The sequence below is a fragment of the Oceanimonas pelagia genome (assembly GCF_030849025.1).
In the GTDB taxonomy this organism is placed as follows: Bacteria; Pseudomonadota; Gammaproteobacteria; order Enterobacterales; family Aeromonadaceae; genus Oceanimonas; species Oceanimonas pelagia.
The window spans coordinates 3,470,185-3,492,100 of sequence record NZ_CP118224.1; the positions used below are offsets into that span (position 1 = coordinate 3,470,185).

A 21,916-nucleotide genomic window follows, 5' to 3' on the forward strand; every position below is an offset into this window, starting at 1 on the left:
ACCAGTATACATACACCGACCTATCTCGTAGCGTTCCTACTGTATTTTTTTGGGTTGGGTTCATGAGGTAGCGACAGGTGGCAGCCTGTCGCTGCATTCAAAACTAAACGTGAGGTAGTCACAGAGGAGATTTGAATGAAGCAAGCATATCAAACAAACGCAGCCCCGCAAGGCATCAGAGTAGTGAAGCGTATCCATCTGATCCAAGCCATAAAGCCCACAGATGCCGGTGTTCCGCAGCATAGCAACACTGCGGGTCCAGAGCAGTGTGCAAAGCGTGAGAGATCTGTTTTCCCAGTGCCTGGCAAGATGAAGACCAGTGACGACGTTTTTTTCTGTGCCGTAGAGCGGGTTTTAACACTGTTTAATAAGTACCATCGCAAGAACCAAAAAAAAGTCACGAACACAGTTAAGAGCTGGTTTGAGCAGGAGGCTCTGCGTGTTGGCTGGGGAGAAGCGATCTTCTTACCTGATACTCAGACGGGCCGAAGTGCTGGATGCATGCTGCGTGTTCCGATGAAGAAAGGATCGAGTCATGTCACCAACCACTAATCTCACAGCACTTGAGGATATTGCTGATATTCGAACCGGGTTTACCTTTCGGGAAAAAATTGAAGAGGTATCCGTAAGCGAAGGTACGGCTCATGTGGCTCAGATCAAGGATGTACGGGGCGTGTGGGAAGAGACGAGCTCGTCTCTGATACAAGCCCATCAGCTGCCGCTGATTCGGTGGGAAGGCAAGGATAAGGCGTTTGTGGCTCCCGGAGCTGTGTTGTTGCCTTCCAGAGGCACCAAGGGAGGATACTTTCGTGCCTCTTGTCTGGTGCCTGATGACGCTGCCTCGCTGCCCACTGTCGTGAGTAGCCAGTTTCTGGTCATCACCCCGAAAGAGGGAGTGCTACCTGAGTTTTTGTGCTGGTCGCTCAATCGTCCGGCAATGCAATACTGGCTGTCAGAAGGGGCAGGGAGCCAGGGCACCAACCTTGTGATGTTGAGTACCAAGTTGGCAAAAGAGATAAAACTGGAGATGCCCTCTCTGGTTACTCAACAGAAAATTCTTCGCTTAAACCAGCTTTGGGAGCAGGAACAACAGCTGACCCAAGCCTTGTTAAAAAATCGAGAAGACATGCTGCAAGGCATGTTTCAGCAACTGCTTCAGGAGAAAAATGTATGAACGACAAAATCAACCAGGAACAAATCAACAAGGCGTTGTGGAACGCCTGCGATACCTTTCGTGGCACCATCAGTGCCGACACCTACAAGGATTTCATCCTGACCATGCTGTTCCTCAAGTACATCTCGGATGTATGGCAGGATCACTACGATGGCTATAAGGCCGAGTATGGCGACGAGCCGGAACTCATTGAAGAGATGATGAAGAACGAGCGCTTTGTGCTGCCCCGCGACGCCAGTTTTTATGCTCTGTATGAGCACCGCCACGAGCCCGGCAACGGCGAGCGCATTGATCAGGCCCTGCACGCCATTGAGGAAGCCAACGGCACCAAGCTGAAAGATGCCGGCAAGAGTGTGTTTCAGGATATCTCCTTTAACACCGACCGGCTGGGGGAAGAAAAGCAGAAGAACAGTATTCTGCGCCATCTGCTGGAAGACTTTGCCAAACCCGAGCTGAACCTCAAGCCCAGCCGGGTGGGCGGCCTGGATGTGATCGGCAACGCCTATGAATATCTGATCAAGAACTTTGCCGCCAGCGGCGGTCAGAAGGCCGGTGAGTTCTATACCCCGCCCGAGGTGAGTGATCTAATCGCCGCTCTGCTCGACCCGCAGCCCGGCGACACCATCTGCGACCCGGCCTGCGGCTCTGGCTCGCTGCTGATGAAGTGCGGTCGTAAAATCGAGGCCAATCATAACAGCCGCCATTATGCCCTGTACGGGCAGGAAGCCATTGGCTCCACCTGGTCACTGGCCAAAATGAACATGTTTCTGCACGGCGAAGACAATCACAAAATCGAGTGGGGCGACACCATTCGCAACCCCAAGCTGCTGGACAAGAACGGCGACCTCATGCTGTTTGATGTGGTCACCGCCAACCCGCCGTTTTCTCTCGACAAATGGGGTCACGACGAAGCTGAGAACGATACATTCGGTCGTTTTCGCCGCGGTGTGCCGCCCAAAACCAAGGGTGACTACGCTTTTATTTCGCACATGATAGAAACTTTGAAACCCGGCTCTGGCCGCATGGGCGTAGTGGTGCCCCATGGTGTGCTGTTCCGTGGCTCCAGTGAGGGCAAAATCCGCAAGCAGCTGATTGAAGAAAACCTGCTGGATGCGGTGATCGGCCTGCCGGAAAAACTGTTTTACGGCACCGGCATTCCCGCCGCCATTCTGATCTTCAAAAAGCAGAAAGTGGACGACAAGGTGCTGTTTATCGACGCCAGCCGCGAGTTCAAATCTGGCAAGAACCAGAACCAGCTCACCGAAGAAAACATCGCCAAGATCGTGGCCACCTATCAGAACGGCGATAACGTGGATAAGTACGCTTACCTCGCCAGCCTGGAAGAGATCCGCGAGAACGATTACAACCTCAATATTCCCCGCTATGTGGACACCTTCGAGGAAGAAGAAGAGATCGATCTGCTGGCGGTGCGGGCCGAGCGTGAGCAGCTCAAGGCCCAGCTGAGCGAGCTGGAAAGCGAGATGGAAAAGTATCTGAAGGAGCTGGGTTATGGTGCCTGAGGGTTGGGTAAAAGCAAAGCTTGGAAAATTAGTCAGCATATCTTCCGGCATCGCTCCGTCTGCACTTTCTTTATCAGAAAATGGAAAGTATCCGTATGTGAAAGTTGAGGATATGAACAACTGCTCCAAATACCAAGAGAGTAGTAGAACATACTCTGATGATGAGGTTAAGTATATCCCTAAGGGATCAGTAATATTCCCTAAAAGAGGGGCAGCAATTATGAACAATAAAGTTCGTATTTCTGCCGTAGATCTCTACTTAGACTCAAATATGATGTCTCTTTATCCAGGGGATGAAATAGATACAGAGTTCTTATATTACAGCCTAATCAGAGAGGAACTACATAGGATTGCAGATACATCAACAATCCCTCAAATCAATAACAAGCACATCACGCCATATACTGTGATGCTGCCTTCACTTGCCGAACAAAAGAAAATCGCCCAAATCCTGTCTACCTGGGACCAGGCGATCACCACCACGGAGCAACTGCTGGCCAACAGCCGCCAGCAGAAAAAAGCCCTGATGCAGCAACTGCTGACCGGCAAGCAGCGCCTGCTGGATAAGGATGGGGAGAGGTTTAGTGGGGAGTGGAAAAAAGTAAAGCTTGGATCTGTTGCCAACATGAACAGCGGTGGAACACCAAAATCTACTATCGGAGAGTATTACGGCGGTGATATTCCTTGGGTTTCTATTTCAGATATGACCAAGCAAGGAAAATGGATTGCCTCCACTGAAAAATATCTTACAACTCATGGGTTAGAGAACTCAACAGCTCGAATCTATCCGAAAAACAGTGTTCTTTATGCGATGTATGCATCAATCGGAGAATGCAGCATAGCTCAGGTACCTTTGAGTTCATCACAAGCAATTTTAGGTATAAGACCTAAAGCTGAACTTGATTTTGAATTTTTGTATTTTTTCTTGACGTCTTTGAAGGAGAGAATAAAGCTCCAAGGACAGCAAGGTACACAGTCAAATTTAAATGCGAGAATGGTTAAAGACTTTTTGTTGTACTTGCCATGCATAGAAGAACAACAAAAAATCGCCGCTGTGCTTTCCACCGCCGACCGGGAAATTGACATCCTGCAACAAAAGCTGGATGCCCTCAGACAGGAGAAAAAGGCGCTGATGCAGCAGTTGCTCACCGGTAAGCGCAGAGTCATTACCGAACAGCCGGAGGCCTGATGGAGCACCATGACTTCAACCCCGGCCACCTGCTGGCCGAATTGCGGGAGCTGGATGAACACCCTCGCATCGAAGCCAAGCAGGCCAGGGAAATTGGCAGCTCAATCATGCAGACAGTGTGCGCCTTTGCCAACGAGCCCGGGCTGGGCGGTGGCTATTTGCTGCTGGGCGTAAGGGAGCCGGACGAGCAGCACGAGGAATTCTGGCTGGAAGGCGTGCAAAACCCCGATACGCTGCTGAATACCCTGCAGACCAATTGTCGTGACCAGTTTGAAACACCGGTGCCGGTCAGAGGCAAAACCGTCATCCTTGAAGGCAAGCGCCTGCTGGTGGTTTTTGTGCCCGAACTGGAGCCCGCCGCCAAACCCTGCGTATTCAAGGGGAAGTTCGACAGCAAAAACAAACGCAAAACCGGCGTCTGGCGGCGTGGGCTAAATGGTGATTATGAGTGTGGGCAACATGATCTGGAGCCGCTGATTCTGGCCAAACTGGGCAGCGGATTTGAGCGTGTGGTGCCAGACGATGCCGAATGGGATGACCTGGATCCAGAGGCCATCGCGCTTTACCGCAAACTGCGGGCTCAGGTGCGCCCCCACGCCGAAGAGCTGCAGGCCGACGATCAGGAGATGCTGCGAGCGCTGAACCTGGTTAAACGCGTTCAGAATCGCTGGGTGCCCAATATTGCAGGCCTGTTGCTGCTGGGCAAACCTCTGGCATTGCGGCGATTACTGCCTTCGGTCCGGGTCGACTATGTACGCATTCAGGGTACTCAGTGGGTGGAAGATCCCGACCAGCGATTTACCACGACACTGGATTTCCGTGAGCCACTATTGCGCCTGATCCCCAGACTGGAAGCCGCCATTCTGGATGACATGCCCCGCCACTTCCGGCTGAATGAGGGCGAAACCCAACGTTCAGATCAACCCTGGGTTCCCGGAAAGGTGATCCGTGAGGCAGTGGTGAATGCGGTGATGCATCGCGACTATCAGGTGAACCAGCCTGTGCTGGTGGTGCGCTACAGCAATCGTCTGGAAATCCGTAACGCCGGTTATTCTCTCAAGCCGGAAATGCACCTGGGTGATATGGGCTCAGTGCTGCGTAACCCTGTTGTGGCGGGCGTTTTGTACGATGTGAACTTTGCGGAAACAAAGGGCTCGGGGATCCGCACCATGCGCCGCCTGCTGGAGCAGGCCGGGCTGTCTCCTCCGGTGTTTTCCAGCCAGATCCTGGAAAATCAGTTTACCGCCATCTACCTGCTGCATCAGTTACTGGGTGAGCAACAACTGGCATGGCTTCAACAGTTTAAACACCTTGCCCTGAGTGATGATGAGGCCAAGGCTCTGATCCTCGCCCATGAAACCGGTGCGGTTGATAATGGAGCACTGCGAGCCGTAACCGGCCTCGACACCCTGTCTGCCAGTCAGGTGCTGAGCAAACTGCATCATCAACGAAAATGTTTGGTCAAAGGCGGAGCCGGGCCCGCCACTTACTATCAACTGGCAGAATGGCAGACATTGCCATTATTCGCATCAGCTGAGCCTGTCACCACAGAAAAAACGGAGAATACGAGTGACCCCGTCACAAATACGAGTGACCTCGATGCAAATGCGAGTGACCTCGATGCAAATACGAGTGACCTCCCCGCTTTGCTTCAGTCACGTATTGCAGCACTTACACCCAAAGCCCGTAAAGACAAGCTATGGCCGGTGATCCTGTGGCTTTGTGCCATTCGGCCCTGTAAAGCTGACGAACTGGCAAGCTTGCTAAACCGCCAGATCACACACCTGAAGAACGCTCATCTGAGCCCAATGCGTGAACAACAGGGTTTACTGGAATACCTGCACCCGGAAGTTATTAACCATCCGGAGCAAGCCTACCGCACCACCGTCGCTGGCCGACGCTGGTTGCAACAACAGGGGATCACCCTTTGATAAACAAAACAGCTTTCAAACACCGGGAATTACGGTGAGCATAGCGATGCTGAGGGGCTGATTGGTTAACAGCGCCACCGACCAATAAACATCAAACAAAAATAACGTTAGAGCCAAGGGATACATCTGAATGTTGAACTCTGAGCAAATCCATGCAGAGCTGAACAAGCTGGGCTGTGCTTTGGAGCCCGGTAAAAATAATCCTTCCTATGCCTATGAACATTTCTTGGGCAATGGAAAATATCTTTATGTGAAACGTAAAGCCAACGGCTCGGTAGACAAGGCGCCACTGGTATTGCATCCGGATTGCCTGGCACTCAGGCCAATTATTGACCGTATCGACGGCCTTTCGGTTACCTGGCAAAAAGTCAAAAGTACCAGCTATCGCCGCTATCCCAAAGATAACGGCGCATCACAATATGGTTATGACGCTAACGTAAGCACAGGCCAGGCTCTGTCTCAACTCGTTGCCCTGCTGACTGACTCTGCCCCCGTACGGCAGACAAACACCGCCAGCACATACCAGACCGCTTCCAAACAAAAGGACTTACCCATGCACCCTCTGAACCAGATCCTCTTCGGCCCGCCCGGCACCGGCAAAACCTACGCCACCACCGAAATGGCGGTTCGCATTGCTGAAGCGGAATGGTTTCAGAACATCAGCGAAACCCATGATGGTGACGCGCTGCGCGAAGCGGTTAAAGGTAAATATGACGAGCTGGTGAAGGCAAAGCGGGTTGTTTTTACCACGTTTCATCAAAGCTTTGCCTATGAAGACTTTATCGAGGGCATCCGTGCCGAGACCGATGAGCAAAACAACGGCCTGCGCTACGAGGTCACCGATGGTATCTTTAAGCAGCTGTGCAACGATGCGGCAGTAAAGGTACAGGTTGCATCTACCGAGTCGGTATCACTGGAAGGAAAACGCATCTGGAAAATGTCGCTCGGCAATACTCTGGGTGGCGAGGAATACATCTATGAAGAGTGCGTCAAGCAGGGCTATGCCCTGCTGGGATACGGTGACGATATCGACTTCAGTGACTGTCACAGCCGCGAAGCCGTCAAGGCAAAACTGGAAGACATTTATCAGTCCCCGGTAGCCAACAACAACTATACGCTGACCTCGGTGCATGTCTTCAAAAATCAGATGCAGCAGGGCGATCTGATTGTGGTATCCGATGGCAACCACAAGTTCCGCGCCATTGGGCAAATTACCGGGGACTATGAGTTTCTGGAAACCGATGAACGGGTCGGTTACCAGCAACTGCGGCGAGTAAACTGGTTGCGGCAATATCAGCCCAGCCTTTCCATAGAGCATCTGTTCCTGAAAGCCCTGTCACAAATGACACTTTATGAGCTCAAGCCCACCACCATTGATCATGCCAGGCTGGAGCAACTGCTGGCACCAACAGGTGGTCAGGAGAGCGAGCACAAGCCTCATGTGCTTATCATCGATGAAATCAACCGGGGCAATATTTCCCGTATTTTTGGTGAGCTGATCACCCTGCTGGAGCCGGACAAGCGCAAAGGCGGAGCCGATGCCCGCTCGGTGATCCTGCCTTACTCCAAAGAGCCTTTTACCGTTCCCGATAATCTTTATGTGATTGGCACCATGAACACCGCCGACAAATCACTGGCCCAGCTTGATCTGGCGCTGCGCCGTCGTTTCAGCTTTGTGGAGATGATGCCCAAACCTGAGCTGCTGAGTGATTTTACCGTTCATGGTGTGAGCCTGAAAGAGATGCTGACCGTCATTAACCAGCGGATTGAAGCACTGCTGGATGCAGAGCACCTGATCGGCCACAGCTACTTTATGCCGCTGCTTAATATGCCAGAGACCGAGCGGGAGCAGGCCCTGGCGGATATGTTCAGGAATCGCATCCTGCCCCTGCTGCAGGAATATTTCTTTGATGACTATCAGCGAATTGGCTGGGTGCTGAACGATCCGGCCAAACAACCGGACCACCGCTTTATCGTCACCGATGAGGCACTAAGAGACCATCTTCCCAAGCTCGATAAACTGTTTCCGGCCGAGGTTGCAGAGCAACTACTGGACCGTCGCTACCGCATCAATGAAAAAGCCTTTGCCAGCGCCGAGGCCTACCAGGGCATCGTAAAATGACGCTGGTCGTGCGCGAATACGCCACTCTGAGCTGTGAAGGGAATGGCGCCGGCATGGATGCCGGTGTGGTCTCGCCAGCCACCTTTGACTGGCTGCTTTCGCTGCAACAGGGCTGGAAAGGCCGCGCCGAGCTACTTAAGGTGGAAGGCAAAAAACGACTGCGGTTGTGCAACCATGTGGGCTACCTGCAAAGCCCTGGTGGAGAGGCCATTGAGATCTTGCCCAAAACTGAACATGAGCAGCCCGCTGAGCCAGACCGGTTACGGCGTTTGCTGCAGCGCATGTTGCGCTCGGCGCTGGGGGTAAAGCACCGTGAAGCCGGCAATGCAGAGCTGCTGCGCTCCAGTGCTCCCCTGCATGAGTGGATAATCGGTCAGTTTTTACATGAAGTCGCCGAGCTGGTGCGCCGGGGCCTGCGCTTTGATTACCACAATGTGGAAGAGCAGTGCCGGTTTGTGCGGGGCCGGCTGGATATGAACAGGCAGCTCCGCCAGACGCCAGACAAGGCCACTCAGTTTCATGTGCGCCATGCCGAGTTCAGCCCGGAACGGATTGAAAACCGGCTGATAAAAACCGCGCTGAAAGTGGCGTTCACACTGACCCGCAGCAGTGACAACTGGCGGCTGGCCAACAGCCTGCGCCATCAGTTGCACGATATTGCTGCCCTGCACCGGCCCATGCAATATTTTAACCGCTGGGATCACGGCAAGATGATGAAGGGCTACGAGGCAGTCAAACCCTGGTGCCGGTTAATTCTGGAGCAGCTAAACCCGGATTTTCAGAAAGGGGAGCACAGGGGCATTGCCCTGCTGTTTCCGATGGAGCAGTTGTTTGAGTGCTACCTTGCCAGTTGTCTGCGTCGCCAGTTGCAACCCGGTGCCCGCCTCACGGCTCAGGCCAGCCGCCGGCACTTGCTGAAGCATGCCACCCACCCTGCCAGCGAGCCACAGGGCTGGTTTACGCTGAAACCGGATTTTCTGGTGGAGCATCATCAGGCCTCTTTTGTGCTGGACGCCAAGTGGAAACTGCTTAACCAGCACCAGGCCACCAGCGAGCACAAATACGGCATCAGGCAGGCGGATCTCTACCAGATGTTTGCCTATGGCCATACCTACCTGAGCGGCGAAGGCCACCTGATGCTGATTTACCCGAAACACAGGGATTTTAACCAGCCATTGCCGGCATTTCATTTTGACGAGCGTTTATCGCTATGGTGTGTGCCGCTGGATTTGGATAACGGCGAGCTGGTGCCGGGAGACTGGCAGAGTGCCTTTGAATGTTTTAGCCAACCGATAACAACAAGCCCCTAACCCGGGGCCACAAGAGCAAGGGATAACAATAATATGCATCAGGCTCCCAAGTTTCAGGAAGAATACAGCGCTAAGCTGCCAGCCATGGCGCTGCTCGCCAATCTGGGCTGGTCGTTTATTAACCCGGAGCAGGCGCTGGCAGCCCGGGCCGGCAAGGCCGATGAGGTGGTGTTACGCAGTCTGCTGCGGGCGGAACTGGCCAAGCGCACTTATACCCAGGCGGGAACAGAACGGGCGCTGTCGGCCAAGGCCATCGACAATCTGGTGGCAGAGGTGTGCAGCCCGGCCCTGAACGAAGGCCTGCACACTGCCAATGAAAGGCTCTATAACCATCTGCTGTACGGCATTGCCGTCACCGAATTTGTGGATGGTAAAAAGGTCAGTCCCACCATACCGCTGATTGACTGGCACAATCCGGCCAACAACAGCTTTGTATTTACCGAAGAGTTCACCGTTACCCGTGCCGGTGGTGTAGAGAGCCGACGCCCCGATTTGGTGTGCTTTGTGAACGGCATTCCGCTGGTAGTGATTGAGGCCAAACGGCCCGATGGTCATGGCAATAAGGGCCCTACCGTGGAGGAAGGCATTTCCCAAAGCCTGCGCAATCAGCGGCCCGATGAAATTCCCCTGTTATTTGCCTACAGCCAGCTGTTGCTGTCGATTAACGGCAACGAAGGTCGTTATGGCACCTGCGGCACACCGAAAAAGTTCTGGGCCGCCTGGCGGGAAGAAGACATTACCGATGCAGACATGCAGGCTTTAAAGAACCGCCCCCTGTCTGCCACTCAGCTGCAAGCGCTGTTCAGCCATCGGCCTGCCAAGGATCTGGACTGGTATCAGAGTCTGATTGCCGGTGGCGAGCTGGCCATTACCGGGCAGGATAAATTACTGATCAGCCTGCTGAGCCCGAATCGCCTGCTGGAGATGATCCGTTACTTCATTCTGTTTGATAAAAAGGCCGGCAAAATTGTGGCTCGTTATCAGCAGGTGTTTGGCATCAAGCGGCTGATTGACCGTATTCAGACCCAGCGGGCCGATGGTGGCCGGGAAGGCGGTGTGGTCTGGCACACCACCGGCTCCGGCAAGTCGTTCACCATGGTGTTTTTAAGCCGGGCGCTGATTTTGCACGAGGCGCTGAAGCAATGCCGGCTGCTGGTGGTCACCGACAGGGTGGATCTGGAAAGCCAGCTGAGCAGAACCTTTATGATGAGCGGTGAGCTGGAAGGCAAAAAGGACAAGGTCGCTGCCATGGCGACCTCTGGAAAGCGCCTGGCCGAGCAGATTGGTCGAGGCACTGAGCGCATCATGTTTTCCCTGATCCAGAAGTTCAACAGTGCCACCAAGCGCCCGGAATGCCATAACGACAGCCCCAATATCATTGTGTTGATTGACGAAGGCCACCGCAGCCAGGGCGGGGAAAATCACATAAAAATGCGTCAGGCCCTGCCCAAGGCAGCCTTTGTGGCCTTTACCGGCACCCCGCTGCTGCAGGATGACAAGACCACCAACAAGTTCGGCCCCATTGTGCATGCCTACACCATGCAACGGGCGGTGGAAGACGAGACGGTAACACCGCTGCTCTATGAAGAGCGTATTCCCGACCTGGATGTGAACGAGCGGGCCATCGACAGCTGGTTTGATCGCATTACCGAAGGCCTGAGCGATCAGCAAAAGGCCGATCTCAAGCGCAAGTTCGGTAAAAAAGGCCAGGTATTCGGTGCCGATGACCGCATTCGGCTGATAGCGCTGGATATTGCCAATCACTTCGTCAAAAACATCGATGAAGGCCTGAAAGGCCAGCTGGCCTGTGACAGCAAGGCCTCGGCCATCAAGTATAAAAAGTATCTGGATGAAGCCGGGCTGTTTGAGTCAGCGGTGGTGATGAGCCCGCCCGACACCCGGGAAGGCAACACTGCCGTGGATGAGTCGGCCATGCCGGAAGTGGCCCAGTGGTGGAAGGACAACGTGGGCAGCCAGGACGAACAGGCCTACACCAAGGATGTGGTGGAGCGGTTCGACAAGGACGACAAGCTCAAGTTGCTGATTGTGGTAGACAAGCTGCTCACCGGTTTTGACGAGCCCAAAAATACCGTGCTCTATATCGACAAATCGCTGAAGCAGCACAACCTGATCCAGGCCATTGCCCGGGTTAACCGGCTGCACCCTAAAAAGAAGTTCGGCCTGCTTATCGACTATCGCGGCATTCTGGCTGAGCTGGACACCACCATTGCCAAATATCAGGATCTGGCGTCTCGCACTCAGGGCGGTTACGACATTAACGACATTGATGGTTTGTATCAGTCCATGAGCACGGAATACAAGCGACTGCCACAGCTCTATAAACAGCTGTGGGCCATTTTTGATGGCGTGAACAACAAAAATGATATTGAGCAGCTGCGCCGGGTGCTGGTGCCCAACATGCAGGAGCGAGACGGGGAACTGGTGGATGTGCACCTCAAGGTGCGTGAAGACTTCTATGCCGCACTCTCGGCCTTTGCCAGTTGCCTGAAGATTGCGCTGCAATCGGCCACCTTCTTTGAAGATAAAAGTTTCACTGAAGACGACCGCCGCCTCTACAAGGAAACCGTCAAACAGTTCAGCAGTCTGCGCCAACTGGTGCAGCAGGACGCGGGTGAACGCATCGACTTTGACGAATACGCCGAGCAGGTAAAAAAGCTGCTCGACAAGCATGTGGTGGGCGTGGACGTTAAAGAGCCTGATGGCGTCTATGAAGTGGGCAAAATGGGCAAGCAACAGCAGCCCCAGGACTGGACCGAAGAGAAAACCCGTAACGAGACCGACATCATCAAAACCCGGGTCACTCGCATGATTGAGCAAGAGCTGAGGGATGATCCTTATGCTCAGGAAGCGTTTTCCTGGCTGCTGCGTCAGGCCATTGAAGAAGCGGAAAAGCTCTTTGATCACCCGCTGAAGCAATACCTGCTGTTCCAGGAGTTTGAGCAGCAGGTACAGACGCGCCGGTTGGATGAGCTGCCCGATGCCTTTGCGGGTAATCGTCATGCCCAGGCTTATTTTGGGGTGTTCAAGAAGACGCTGCCTGCTGTCTTTGCCATGACGGACGATCAGGTGCAGAACAAGTGGGTCAAACTGGCCTTTGAGCTGGATGACATCGTTACCGCTGCCGTGGCTGAGCACTCCATCAATCCGCAAAACATTGAGGCGGAGATCCGCAAGCAGCTGTTGCCGCGTCTGTTTAAAGAGTGCAAGGCGGTGGGCGGCGGCATGGATCAGGCCCGCAATATGGTGGAAATGGTGGTGCAGATCACCCGGGTGGGGCTGAGCTGAGTATGAATGTGCCTATTCATGAGCCGGGCCGCACCCTTGGCTTCTGGTACGGTGACGAACGCATTACCTTTGAGCGGGTAAAGCGGCGGCAAGGCAGTGACAAGGTGTTGATTAAGGTGCATCCGGATTGCCGGGTGGTGGTCTCGGCACCGGAAGGCTCTCATGATGACGCCGTGACGGCGGCGGTAAAGCAACGAGCCCGGTGGATTCATGAGCAACTGAGGGATTTTCGCCAGCAGCAGGAGCACATCACGCCGCGCCGTTATATCAGTGGTGAAAGCCATTACTATCTGGGCAAGCAGCACCTGTTGAAGGTGGTGGTTGACCCTGATCAGCCTCAGGGAGTAAAGCTGCTGAGGGGCCGGCTGGAAGTCTCGGTGCGTGCTGCGGAAGCCGACAAGGTGAAGGCACTGCTGAATGCCTGGTACAAGACCCGGGCCAGGGAAGTGTTTAACCGCCGCCTCGATGCCCTCTTGCCCCAGACTCTGTGGGTAACCGAGCGCCCGCCCCTGCGTATTCTCACCATGCAGACCCAGTGGGGTAGCTGCTCGCCACAGGGCCGCATTACCCTTAACCCGCACCTGGTCAAGGCCCCGCGTGAGTGCATTGATTACGTGATTTTGCATGAGCTTTGCCATTTGGCTGAGCATAACCACAGCGAACGCTTCTACCGGCTGATGGGACAGGTTATGCCCAGGTGGGAAAAGGTGAAGTCAAAACTTGATGATATGGTTTACAGGTATTTTTAGTGGAAAATATTGAAGACTTCATTCCTTATGAATTTGAAGATGACCTTATACCTTACGATGAAAGCTTGCATAGTTTTATTTTACGTCACCAACTACTGTTTCACCCTGAAATGAAACCTGTTGGTGTTATCACTCCGAGTGGTGGCTGGAGAAAGTCTGTGTTTGTGCCCCCAAAGGCTCAGCACATATTCCATGCATTCCCAGATCATGAATTATTGGAGGTAATTGATGATGGCACTGTAGTGACTGGTGTCCTCAATCAACTCTATGATTCTCCCATTCGCTATGTTAACCGTGTGAAAGAAGTTTTTTTTCATGAGGGGTCTGACATAAAGAAGGATAGTGAGTTAATTAGAGTTTCTTTTTGCGAGCATTGTATTGAAGAAAGTATTTCTAAATTCGGTTATGGCTATTTTAAGACGGCTTGGACTTACAAGAATAATTGTATAAAGCATGGGGTAAATCTCAGGCAATTACCTCTAGATGGTTTTTCTAAAAACTTCAAGAGAATAAAAAGTATATTGAAAGGTAATATATCAAAATCTTTCTTTGGTAAGATGCCTGTGTATTCAACATCCCCTAGTAGGAATATAATAAATCTAGATCTAAAAGGTGTTAATACTTTTTATCCTATAAAGGTTGCAGGTTGCTCAATAGATTTGTTTCTTGAGTGGGCAACCAGAGAAGACAATGAACTTTCAGAGCAGATAAAAGAACATATAGGGATCTCTAATATTATAAATGATAGAGTTTTAATAGCTCACCATGGCAGAGGTGAAAGGGCGGCCTTAGAAAGGATGACTTTGATGTATGAGTTTTTTCAAGGATCAAAACCCGAGTTGGTGAGGTCATTTGTTGAAGATTACAATGAAATACTAAGGATCAACATTGGACCGAGAAAGCAAGGTGTGTTGGTAGAGCTGGTTGCCAAGAAAAAAGGATTAAAGTGTAATGAATGTAAGTTTTCTCACTGTTACATGAAGGCAGTTGATAGTTATGATTTAATTGATAACAAAAAGGTAGATCTTCCTTTTATAATGAGGAATTCATATACTGCTGCACGTATTGGATTTCAAGGTCTTATATTTCAATCGACGGGTGATAATTTATGGAGCCCCCTTAAACTATGCTCTGAGTTCAAGGGGGGCAACACTTATATGGCTGTAGAAGTTGAACCTCCAATGAATAAGATGATGATGTATAAATAGTATGGGTTTTCATTCGTTGAGCCCTAATGGTTTTTTTCAAGCAGTTTATTTATTGCTTTTATGTGACCTAGTAGACGGTTTTTTTCGTCTGTTGACTTTATGTATTCCGATTCTATTCTCTTTTTCATCTGAGGGAGAGTTTTAATTAGGCCTTTGTAGCACTCTAACTCTCCTATTGAGAAGGCGATCTTTGAAGTAAGATCATCTAATATAGATTTTAAATATTTCTCTTCTTCACTCTTGTTGTGTACACCATCTTTAATTTTTATATTTCTACTATCTGTGGTGGAAGTGTTAAATATAGGGCTACTAATCAAAACTAAGTTTGTCGTTTCAGGGAAATTGAGTAGATGATAGACCTGGTTTCGATTCAGCCTTACAGTATCATATTTTACCCAACCAATCCTAAGCATGCGACGAACTTGAGAATAAATATACTTACGTATTTGCACTAAGCTAAAAGGACATCCATCTAGTCTTGCCGCATATTCATTCCGTAGCTCCCGAATGGTGAATTCTCTAAGGTGCTGCTGCTGAAGGATATCGTACAAAGTGCGATCAAAATTAAAGTGGTTGGGTTTCATTAAGAGCCCCCTAATCCTGGATAATTGAAAAATTTTGCGGATTATAATCCGTGGCTTCGGGGTCTGCAAACACTGGATATTGCCGCCTTATGTAAAAGGAGGCGGTATGCAGGAACTGGCGAGAGCGCTGGGGACAAAGATCCGTGAGCAGAGAAAGGCCAAGGGGTTGTCACAGGACCGCTTTGCTCTGATGTGTGGTGTAGACAGGAGCTATATGGGGCGCATTGAACGGGGGGAGGTTAACATTACAGTAGAAAAACTGTATCAGCTTGCTCAGACGCTGGAGTGTGATCCTGCTTCATTACTACCTAAACTGGCAGAGTCACAGTAGATTACAGAACTACCACTTAAAAATATAATATATTTCAGTGGCTTATGTATTAGTGTGCAAACTTTATTGTCACTTTCGTCATTAGTGTACAAACTTTATTGTCAGTTCACATCTGACTGTGTACTGACAATAAAGTTTGTACATTATCGATAACCGGTCGGTTGTCAGCCCATCAGCGCCATATAACCGTGCGTACCCATATACAACCCCACGGCACCGATCAGCAGGCCCGACAGGTAAGGCGCCTTGCGGGCAAGTTCATTCAGGCCGCTCCACTTGTTGCTGGCCTTTTGTACACCAAGCGCCGCCACGACGCCTGCCGCCACCAGGATCAGGGCCAACCCTATGCTGAATGACACCACCAGTGTTGCCCCCAGGGTCAGGGCTTTAAGCTGAATACAGATCAGCAACACGGTCACGGCGGCCGGGCAGGGAATAAGCCCACCGGTCAGGCCAAACAGCAGGATTTGCCGGTTGCTGACTTCCCGGTTGGCGAAACGCTGCTGAATCTCCAGCGCATGGGCCCGCTCGTGGGCATCCTGATATTCCTGACCGCCTTCGCGGCCATGGGCATGGGGGTGAAAGTGCACGTCGAAGTCATGGGTATGATGGTGGTGCCCTATGCTCAGGGTCAGCGCCAGGTGTTCAGCCTTCTCTACACACGAGGCCGACTCCAGGTAACCTTCTTTCTCAATAAAGTGATACACCTCGGGAGAGGAAGCTCCTGCGGGAGCCAGTCGCAGATGAACATGATCTGCGCTCAGGGGTTTTCCGCTGAGGGTTTTCAGCTGAAAACGCTGATCTCCTTCTCCGTCTGCAATCGACAGGGCCACATGTCCGTGCCCCGTATCCACCACCTGGGTTTTCCCGTCCTGCGCATGGCTCTGGGCCCGCTGCCATCTTTGCTCGTCGCGCCGGGTTCGCCAGAACATCCAGATGCCTGTCGACAGTATGATCACCCCCGATACCAGTTGCATCCAGGGCTCTGCTGCTTCTGCGGTGAACTTTCGGCTGACATACATGCCGCCCACGGCGATGAGCCAGACGATGGCGGTGTGAGACAGGGTGGCCGCCAGCCCCAGCATGACTGCCTGTCTGACGGTGCCTTTTACCGCCACGATGAACGCCGCCATCATGGTCTTGGAGTGGCCGGGCTCCAGCCCGTGCAAAGCCCCCAGCAATATCGCACTGGGAATAAAGAACCAGCCATTGCCCTGTTGCAGTAACGCCGCAAAGTCCATTATCAACCTCTTGAATACCGTTTGAATCGGGTCGAAATATACTCCCCCCTAGTATAGTATGCTACCCCCCAGTATCAGCCGGGTGGTACATTCGCAGTCGGATACAGTGGTTTTTATGACGGAAGAGGTATGCCATGTCTCATACCCTGCGAGAACAAAAGAAGCTCAATGCACGGGTCAGCAAAATCCAGGGCCAGGTGAACGGCCTGCAGAAGATGCTGCAGGAAGACCATGAATGTCAGCAGGTATTGCAGCAGATCGCCGCCATTCGTGGTGCGGTAAACGGCCTGATGCGGGAAGTGATTAAAGGCCATCTCGCCGAGCATCTGGTGCTTGAAGAAGACCTCGGCAAGCGCGAGGCGGATATGGACGTGGTTCTGAAGGTACTTGATTCTTATATGAAATAGTTACCCTGCCAGGCCAAGTCAGAGGCCGAAGATAAAGGGGCGGAAGAAAAAGCGCTTTACGGCATGCCTCCCGCCCCTGTGGTTTACATTACAATACTCGCTTCATCTGGCCATATTCACCATCGGTGCGCAGCACCACGGTTACATCTGCACTGTTTCGGTTGCGAAAAAACCAGCCATGGTTGCCTTTGAAGGCGGCAGTCAGCTCACCAGAGTCGCTGTCAACACCACGACCCTTTTCGTAACTGATGGAGCGGCCACCGCCATCTCCATGAGTATCGTAGTTAACGGGTCCGCCGTTCGACTCCCACGAGAATGAGGCCGTAGCCCCCTCAGACATGGTCAGCTTCACTTCGGCTCCCTGACCGGGAGACAGTGTGATGCTGATTTCATCCCGCCAGAGCGGAGTGGCCGGCGCCGCCTCTTCGACCACGACGGGAGCAGGCTGCTCGACGATGGCCGTTGGCTGCGGTTCCGCAAGGGGAGCGACATTCTCGCCGGGAGCGACCAGCGCGATGGTTTCACTACTCGTATTGGCACCGGCAGCATCTTGTTCCGCTTCCGCGGCCAGCTGTTCCTTGATTTCCCCCATTTCCGTCAGCCCGAGCACGCGACCGATGCCGGTGGGATCGATGGCGTATTCGGCGGGCAGGACCACGGTGATCAACAGCGCGGTGGCGGTGGCGGCGGCGATCAGGGTGGAGCGCAGCAGTTGTCTGGCGCTGGGTAATTCCGCTTGTGCGGGAGCATTATGGTTATACATCGAATAATCCTTCAGAATCAGGCAACAAAATAACCGGTCAGCTGCAAACCGATCAGCATGAATCCGGCGCACATCATGGCGACGTTGGTGGTGTAGGCATGGCGCATAAAGCTCGGGCTTCGCCGCCAGTAGCCCATGACGATCAGAATGGCACTCAGCGCAAGCAGCTGGCCAATCTCGACCCCCAGGTTAAAGGCCAGCAGGTTGGGCACCAGGCCATCGGGGGAGAGATCGTACTCGATGATTTTGGTAGACAGGCCAAAGCCATGGCAGAAGCCAAACAGCAGGGTGGCGGCCCGAGTATCGGGCTGGACGCCAAACCAGCGCTGAAAGGCACCCAGATTATCCAGGGCCTTGTACACCACGGAGAGGCCGATGATGGCATCAATCAGGTAGCTGTTGATGCCAATGTTGAAATACACCCCCAGCAACATGGTGGTGGAGTGACCCAGCGCGAACAGGCTGACGTACAAGGCGATGTGCTGCATTTTGTACAGAAAGAAGATCACCCCGAACAGGAACAGGATATGGTCATATCCCGTCACCATGTGCTTGGCACCCAGATAGATGAACGACACCAGGTTGACCCCGGATATCTCCTGAATATATCCCTTGTCTCCCTGCGCAACGGCATGGGCAAGGGCATCCCCGCTGACGCCAATCAGGGCCAGCATCAGTATGCACAGGGCAAGGCCGGAGCGACGTGAGGCCCAGCCAGAAAAAATGGAAAACATGAAAGCTCCGAATATCGGTTAAAAGACGGCCGCAAGGTGCGGCCACGACATCAGGAAGCCAGGGGTTTTGGAGGGCGCTCCAGAGGGAAAGAGGTCCACAAGGGTGGCGACGAGGGTTCAGCGGCCACTGCGGAGGATATGAAAAGGGGGAGCAGCGTTAACGCCAGGGGCCGGTGATCGGCGGTATCGTGGCTGTGATTACCGGCGTCGTGATGCAGCTGGATACCCGAGAGCTCGACATGGCCATGGGAGCCGTCCGCATCATGAACATGGGCATGGCTGTCCGCCGCCATGGAGGCCAGGCCGTGGGAACGCGCTTCGCCCACCGACGAGATCACCAGTCCGGGTACCGTCAGGCACACCAGAATGAGGCTCATCATGTAGCTGCAAAATACGCGGCGCATCGGGTTATTCAGCGTTCCCTTACATCAAGACCGGATCAACAAACGGATTGCCGTTTGCTTCTTTGAGGCGCTAAGCCTACCATCCCCCAGGGGGGGATAGGAAGAGACCATGACACAAGATTCACACCATCATCAGTCACATCCTGACATCATCAAGCGACTCAAACGGGCGCAAGGGCATCTGCTGAGCGTGATCCGCATGATCGAGGCCGAACAGCCCTGCCTGGATATTGCCCAGCAACTGCATGCCGTAGAAAAGGCGATACATCAGGCCAAAAAAGTACTGGTGCAGGATCATATCGATCACTGCTTTGAAAGTGCCGTGGATGGCCTGCCCGACGCCCAACGGGCCCGGCTGGATGAGTTCAAGGCCATCACCAAATACCTTTAGCGGCAGGAAAGCTCCATGCTCAGCGTTCTGGCTCACCCTACTTACCGGAAACTGTTTTCTGCCCAGGTGATTGCCCTGCTGGGCACCGGGCTGGCCACAGTGGCGCTGAGCCTGCTGGCGTTCCAGCTGGCGGGGGAGCGGGCTGGCACCGTGCTGGGTACCGTTCTGGCCATCAAGATGCTGGCTTACGTCTTTATTTCTCCGGTCGCCGCCGCCCTGACCGCGCATCTGCCCCGCCGCCCCCTGCTTATCAGCCTTGATGTGCTCAGGGCAGCCACGGCGCTGGGGCTGCCCTTTGTCACTCAGGTCTGGCAGGTATATGTGCTGATCTTCCTGCTACAGTCGGCCTCGGCCTGTTTCACCCCGCTGTTTCAGGCCACCATCCCCGAGGTGCTGAAGGACGAGGAGCAATACACCCGGGCCTTGTCCCTGTCGCGTCTGGCTTACGATCTGGAGAACCTGCTCAGCCCGGCGCTGGCGGTGGCCTTGTTGTCGTTAATGAGCTGGCATGGCCTGTTTGTGGGCACTGTGGCCGGTTTTGCCGCCTCGGCGCTGCTGTTGCTGACGACCACCCTGCCCAGACAGCAAGTTACCGAGCAGGCCGGGCTTTACCAAAAAGTGGCTCGCGGCCTGCGTGTGTATCTGGCCACCCCCCGACTCAGGGGATTGCTGGCCTTTAACCTGGCGGTGGCCAGTGCCGGTGCCATGGTGATCGTCAATACGGTGGTAATCGTGCAGGCAAGGCTGGGATTGTCGGAGCAGGACACGGCGTTGGCCCTGGCCTGTTTTGGCGCCGGCTCCATGGCGGCGGCGCTGACGCTGCCGCTGTTGCTGAAGCAATGGCGGGAAAGGACGCTGATGCTGGCCGGTGGAATATGTTTGGTGGCGGGGCTGTTGGCGGCCACCGGTATACAAGGTCTGACATGGGTGCTGCCGCTGTGGCTGCTGCTGGGCCTCGGCTACGCCCTGGTGCAGACTCCGTCCGGACGGCTACTGGCCCGCTCGGCGCATTCCGAGGATCGCCCGGCGGTGTTTGCCGCCCAGTTTTCCCTGTCCCATGCCTGCTGGTTGTTTGCCTATCCCCTGGCGGGCTGGCTTGGCAGTGCGCTCGGCATCGCTCCCACTCTGGTGCTGTTTGCCGGTGTCGCCCTGCTGGCGGTGCTGGCGGCCGGTCGCCTGTGGCCGAAGGAAGATCCCGCCGAGCTTGCTCATTGCCATGATGAACTGCCATCAGACCACCCCCATCTGGCCGGCGGCCCGAAACACCATACCCACCCCTATGTGATCGATGATCTGCACACCCGCTGGCCGGGGTGAGCAATGGCATGCCTCATGGAGACAGGCCGGCGAGCGCCGGCCTGTCAATGGCTCGCTTACAGCCCCAGCTTGCGGCAGACGAAGTCCAGATCCTTGTCGCCCCGGCCGCTCAGGTTGACCAGAATGACCTTGTCCTGGTCCAGCTGCGGTGCCAGCTTGATGGCCTGGGCTACCGCGTGGGCGCTTTCCAGCGCGGGTATGATGCCCTCGGTGCGGGACAGGGTCATAAAGGCGTCCAGACACTCCTCGTCGGTAATGCTGGTGTATTCCACCCGGCCCATTTCCTTCAGGTGGCTGTGTTGCGGGCCCACGCCCGGGTAATCCAGGCCCGAGGCGATGGAGTGCACCGGCAGCGGCTCGCCGTTGGCATCCTGCAGCACATGGCAGCGAAAGCCGTGGATCACGCCTGGGGTGCCCAAGGTCATGGTGGCGGCGTGATCCGGGGTATCCAGGCCCCGGCCGCCGGGCTCCACGCCCATGATGCGCACCGACTCGTCGTTGAGGAAGGCGTCGAACAGTCCCATGGCGTTGGAGCCACCGCCCACGCAGGCCATGATCAGATCCGGCAGCCGGCCGGTCAGCTCTTGAATCTGGCCCCGGGCTTCCTGGCCGATCACCTTCTGAAAATCCCGCACCATCATGGGGAAGGGGTGCGGGCCCACTACCGAGCCGATGGCATAGAGGTAGTCGGTCGGGTTCTTCAGGTATTCCTCAAAGGCGCTGTCTACCGCGTCCTTCAGGGTGGCGGTGCCGCGCGTCACCGGCACCAGGGTGCAGCCCAGCACCTTCATGCGCATCACGTTGGGATGCTCTTTCTCGATGTCCACCTGGCCCATGTGAATTTCACAGGGAATGCCCACCAGGGCGCAGGCGGTGGCCAGGGCCACGCCGTGCTGGCCGGCGCCGGTTTCGGCGATCACCTTTTTCTTGCCCATAAAGCGGGCCAGCAGAGCCTCACCCAGGCAATGATTGATCTTGTGGGCGCCGGTGTGGTTGAGATCTTCCCGCTTCAGGTAGATTTGCGCGCCGCCCAGCTGTTCGCTCAGGCGCTCGCAGTGATACACAGGGCTGGGCCGGCCCACAAAGTGGGTCAGCAGGCGCTGCAGCTCCTGCTGAAAATCCTCGCGCTGGCAGATTTCCTGATAGGCCCGAGTAATGTCGTCCATGGCCTGTTTGAGCGCTGGCGGAATTTCGGAGCCGCCAAATTCGCCGAAATAGCCTTTGGCGTCGGGCAT

20 protein-coding genes are annotated in these 21,916 nt (G+C 54.0%); 14 read left to right on the forward strand and 6 right to left on the reverse strand.

Annotated features, from left to right (window positions below):
* Positions 1 to 135: 135 nt before the first annotated feature.
* From PU634_RS16565 to PU634_RS16610, 10 genes are all read left to right on the forward strand, one after another.
* The gene (locus tag PU634_RS16565) at positions 136 to 552 is read left to right on the forward strand and encodes a hypothetical protein (protein WP_306761939.1); all 417 of its coding nucleotides are present in this window, start codon (positions 136 to 138) and stop codon (positions 550 to 552) included.
* Positions 536 to 1,174 carry a restriction endonuclease subunit S gene (locus tag PU634_RS16570; protein WP_306761940.1) on the forward strand — a complete coding sequence of 213 codons (639 nt, stop codon included), beginning with the start codon at positions 536 to 538 and terminating at the stop codon, positions 1,172 to 1,174. Before PU634_RS16565 ends, PU634_RS16570 begins: the two co-directional genes overlap by 17 nt.
* Positions 1,171 to 2,694 carry a type I restriction-modification system subunit M gene (locus tag PU634_RS16575; RefSeq protein ID WP_306761941.1) on the forward strand — a complete coding sequence of 508 codons (1,524 nt, stop codon included), beginning with the start codon at positions 1,171 to 1,173 and terminating at the stop codon, positions 2,692 to 2,694. Before PU634_RS16570 ends, PU634_RS16575 begins: the two co-directional genes overlap by 4 nt.
* On the forward strand, positions 2,684 to 3,883 hold the full coding sequence (locus PU634_RS16580; RefSeq protein WP_306761942.1) for a restriction endonuclease subunit S: 1,200 nt from the start codon (positions 2,684 to 2,686) through the stop codon (positions 3,881 to 3,883). The genes PU634_RS16575 and PU634_RS16580 overlap by 11 nt, the downstream gene beginning before the upstream one ends.
* Positions 3,883 to 5,814: an RNA/DNA-binding domain-containing protein gene (locus PU634_RS16585; RefSeq protein WP_306761943.1), complete on the forward strand. Its 1,932-nt coding sequence runs from the start codon at positions 3,883 to 3,885 to the stop codon at positions 5,812 to 5,814. The genes PU634_RS16580 and PU634_RS16585 overlap by 1 nt, the downstream gene beginning before the upstream one ends.
* Before the next feature lie 130 nt (positions 5,815 to 5,944).
* Entirely contained in the window at positions 5,945 to 7,936 is a 1,992-nt protein-coding gene (locus PU634_RS16590) for a DUF8426 domain-containing protein (protein ID WP_306761944.1), read from the forward strand.
* Positions 7,933 to 9,246, forward strand: a complete 1,314-nt coding sequence (locus tag PU634_RS16595; RefSeq protein ID WP_306761945.1) for an McrC family protein — start codon at positions 7,933 to 7,935, stop codon at positions 9,244 to 9,246. Before PU634_RS16590 ends, PU634_RS16595 begins: the two co-directional genes overlap by 4 nt.
* A 33-nt stretch (positions 9,247 to 9,279) precedes the next feature.
* On the forward strand, positions 9,280 to 12,552 hold the full coding sequence (locus tag PU634_RS16600; RefSeq protein WP_306761946.1) for a type I restriction endonuclease subunit R: 3,273 nt from the start codon (positions 9,280 to 9,282) through the stop codon (positions 12,550 to 12,552).
* 2 nt (positions 12,553 to 12,554) lie between these two features.
* Complete coding sequence (locus PU634_RS16605) at positions 12,555 to 13,301, forward strand: M48 family metallopeptidase (RefSeq protein ID WP_306761947.1); 747 nt, start codon at positions 12,555 to 12,557, stop codon at positions 13,299 to 13,301.
* Positions 13,301 to 14,509 (forward strand): hypothetical protein, encoded by a 1,209-nt coding sequence (locus tag PU634_RS16610; RefSeq protein ID WP_306761948.1) that lies wholly within the window; start codon positions 13,301 to 13,303, stop codon positions 14,507 to 14,509. The genes PU634_RS16605 and PU634_RS16610 overlap by 1 nt, the downstream gene beginning before the upstream one ends.
* A 23-nt stretch (positions 14,510 to 14,532) precedes the next feature.
* Here PU634_RS16610 and PU634_RS16615 read toward each other — a convergent pair whose 3' ends face one another.
* Positions 14,533 to 15,093 (reverse strand): VspR family transcription factor, encoded by a 561-nt coding sequence (locus PU634_RS16615; protein ID WP_306761949.1) that lies wholly within the window; start codon positions 15,091 to 15,093, stop codon positions 14,533 to 14,535.
* Between the two features lie 106 nt (positions 15,094 to 15,199).
* Here PU634_RS16615 and PU634_RS16620 point away from each other — a divergent pair, with 106 nt between their 5' ends.
* Positions 15,200 to 15,424 carry a helix-turn-helix domain-containing protein gene (locus tag PU634_RS16620; RefSeq protein ID WP_306761950.1) on the forward strand — a complete coding sequence of 75 codons (225 nt, stop codon included), beginning with the start codon at positions 15,200 to 15,202 and terminating at the stop codon, positions 15,422 to 15,424.
* A gap of 164 nt (positions 15,425 to 15,588) precedes the next feature.
* On the opposite strand, the gene PU634_RS16625 is transcribed toward PU634_RS16620, so the two are convergent.
* On the reverse strand, positions 15,589 to 16,665 hold the full coding sequence (locus PU634_RS16625) for a nickel/cobalt efflux protein RcnA (protein WP_306761951.1): 1,077 nt from the start codon (positions 16,663 to 16,665) through the stop codon (positions 15,589 to 15,591).
* Between the two features lie 134 nt (positions 16,666 to 16,799).
* Between PU634_RS16625 and rcnR the strand changes: the two genes are divergently transcribed.
* Entirely contained in the window at positions 16,800 to 17,072 is a 273-nt protein-coding gene (gene rcnR / locus PU634_RS16630) for a Ni(II)/Co(II)-binding transcriptional repressor RcnR (RefSeq protein ID WP_306761952.1), read from the forward strand.
* Positions 17,073 to 17,160: 88 nt separating this feature from the next.
* Here rcnR and PU634_RS16635 read toward each other — a convergent pair whose 3' ends face one another.
* The 3 genes from PU634_RS16635 to PU634_RS16645 are packed head-to-tail and all read right to left on the reverse strand — an operon-like array spanning position 17,161 to position 18,973.
* Positions 17,161 to 17,835 (reverse strand): transmembrane anchor protein, encoded by a 675-nt coding sequence (locus tag PU634_RS16635; protein ID WP_306761953.1) that lies wholly within the window; start codon positions 17,833 to 17,835, stop codon positions 17,161 to 17,163.
* A 17-nt stretch (positions 17,836 to 17,852) separates the two neighbouring features.
* On the reverse strand, positions 17,853 to 18,569 hold the full coding sequence (locus PU634_RS16640) for a HupE/UreJ family protein (protein WP_442604700.1): 717 nt from the start codon (positions 18,567 to 18,569) through the stop codon (positions 17,853 to 17,855).
* A 50-nt stretch (positions 18,570 to 18,619) separates the two neighbouring features.
* Entirely contained in the window at positions 18,620 to 18,973 is a 354-nt protein-coding gene (locus tag PU634_RS16645; protein WP_306761954.1) for a hypothetical protein, read from the reverse strand.
* Positions 18,974 to 19,082: 109 nt separating this feature from the next.
* On the opposite strand from PU634_RS16645, the gene PU634_RS16650 reads away from it, so the two are divergent.
* Positions 19,083 to 19,364 carry a metal-sensing transcriptional repressor gene (locus PU634_RS16650; protein ID WP_306761955.1) on the forward strand — a complete coding sequence of 94 codons (282 nt, stop codon included), beginning with the start codon at positions 19,083 to 19,085 and terminating at the stop codon, positions 19,362 to 19,364.
* Between the two features lie 15 nt (positions 19,365 to 19,379).
* On the forward strand, positions 19,380 to 20,681 hold the full coding sequence (locus tag PU634_RS16655; RefSeq protein WP_306761956.1) for an MFS transporter: 1,302 nt from the start codon (positions 19,380 to 19,382) through the stop codon (positions 20,679 to 20,681).
* A gap of 56 nt (positions 20,682 to 20,737) precedes the next feature.
* On the opposite strand, the gene trpB is transcribed toward PU634_RS16655, so the two are convergent.
* The gene (gene trpB / locus PU634_RS16660; RefSeq protein ID WP_306763714.1) at positions 20,738 to 21,916 is read right to left on the reverse strand and encodes a tryptophan synthase subunit beta; all 1,179 of its coding nucleotides are present in this window, start codon (positions 21,914 to 21,916) and stop codon (positions 20,738 to 20,740) included.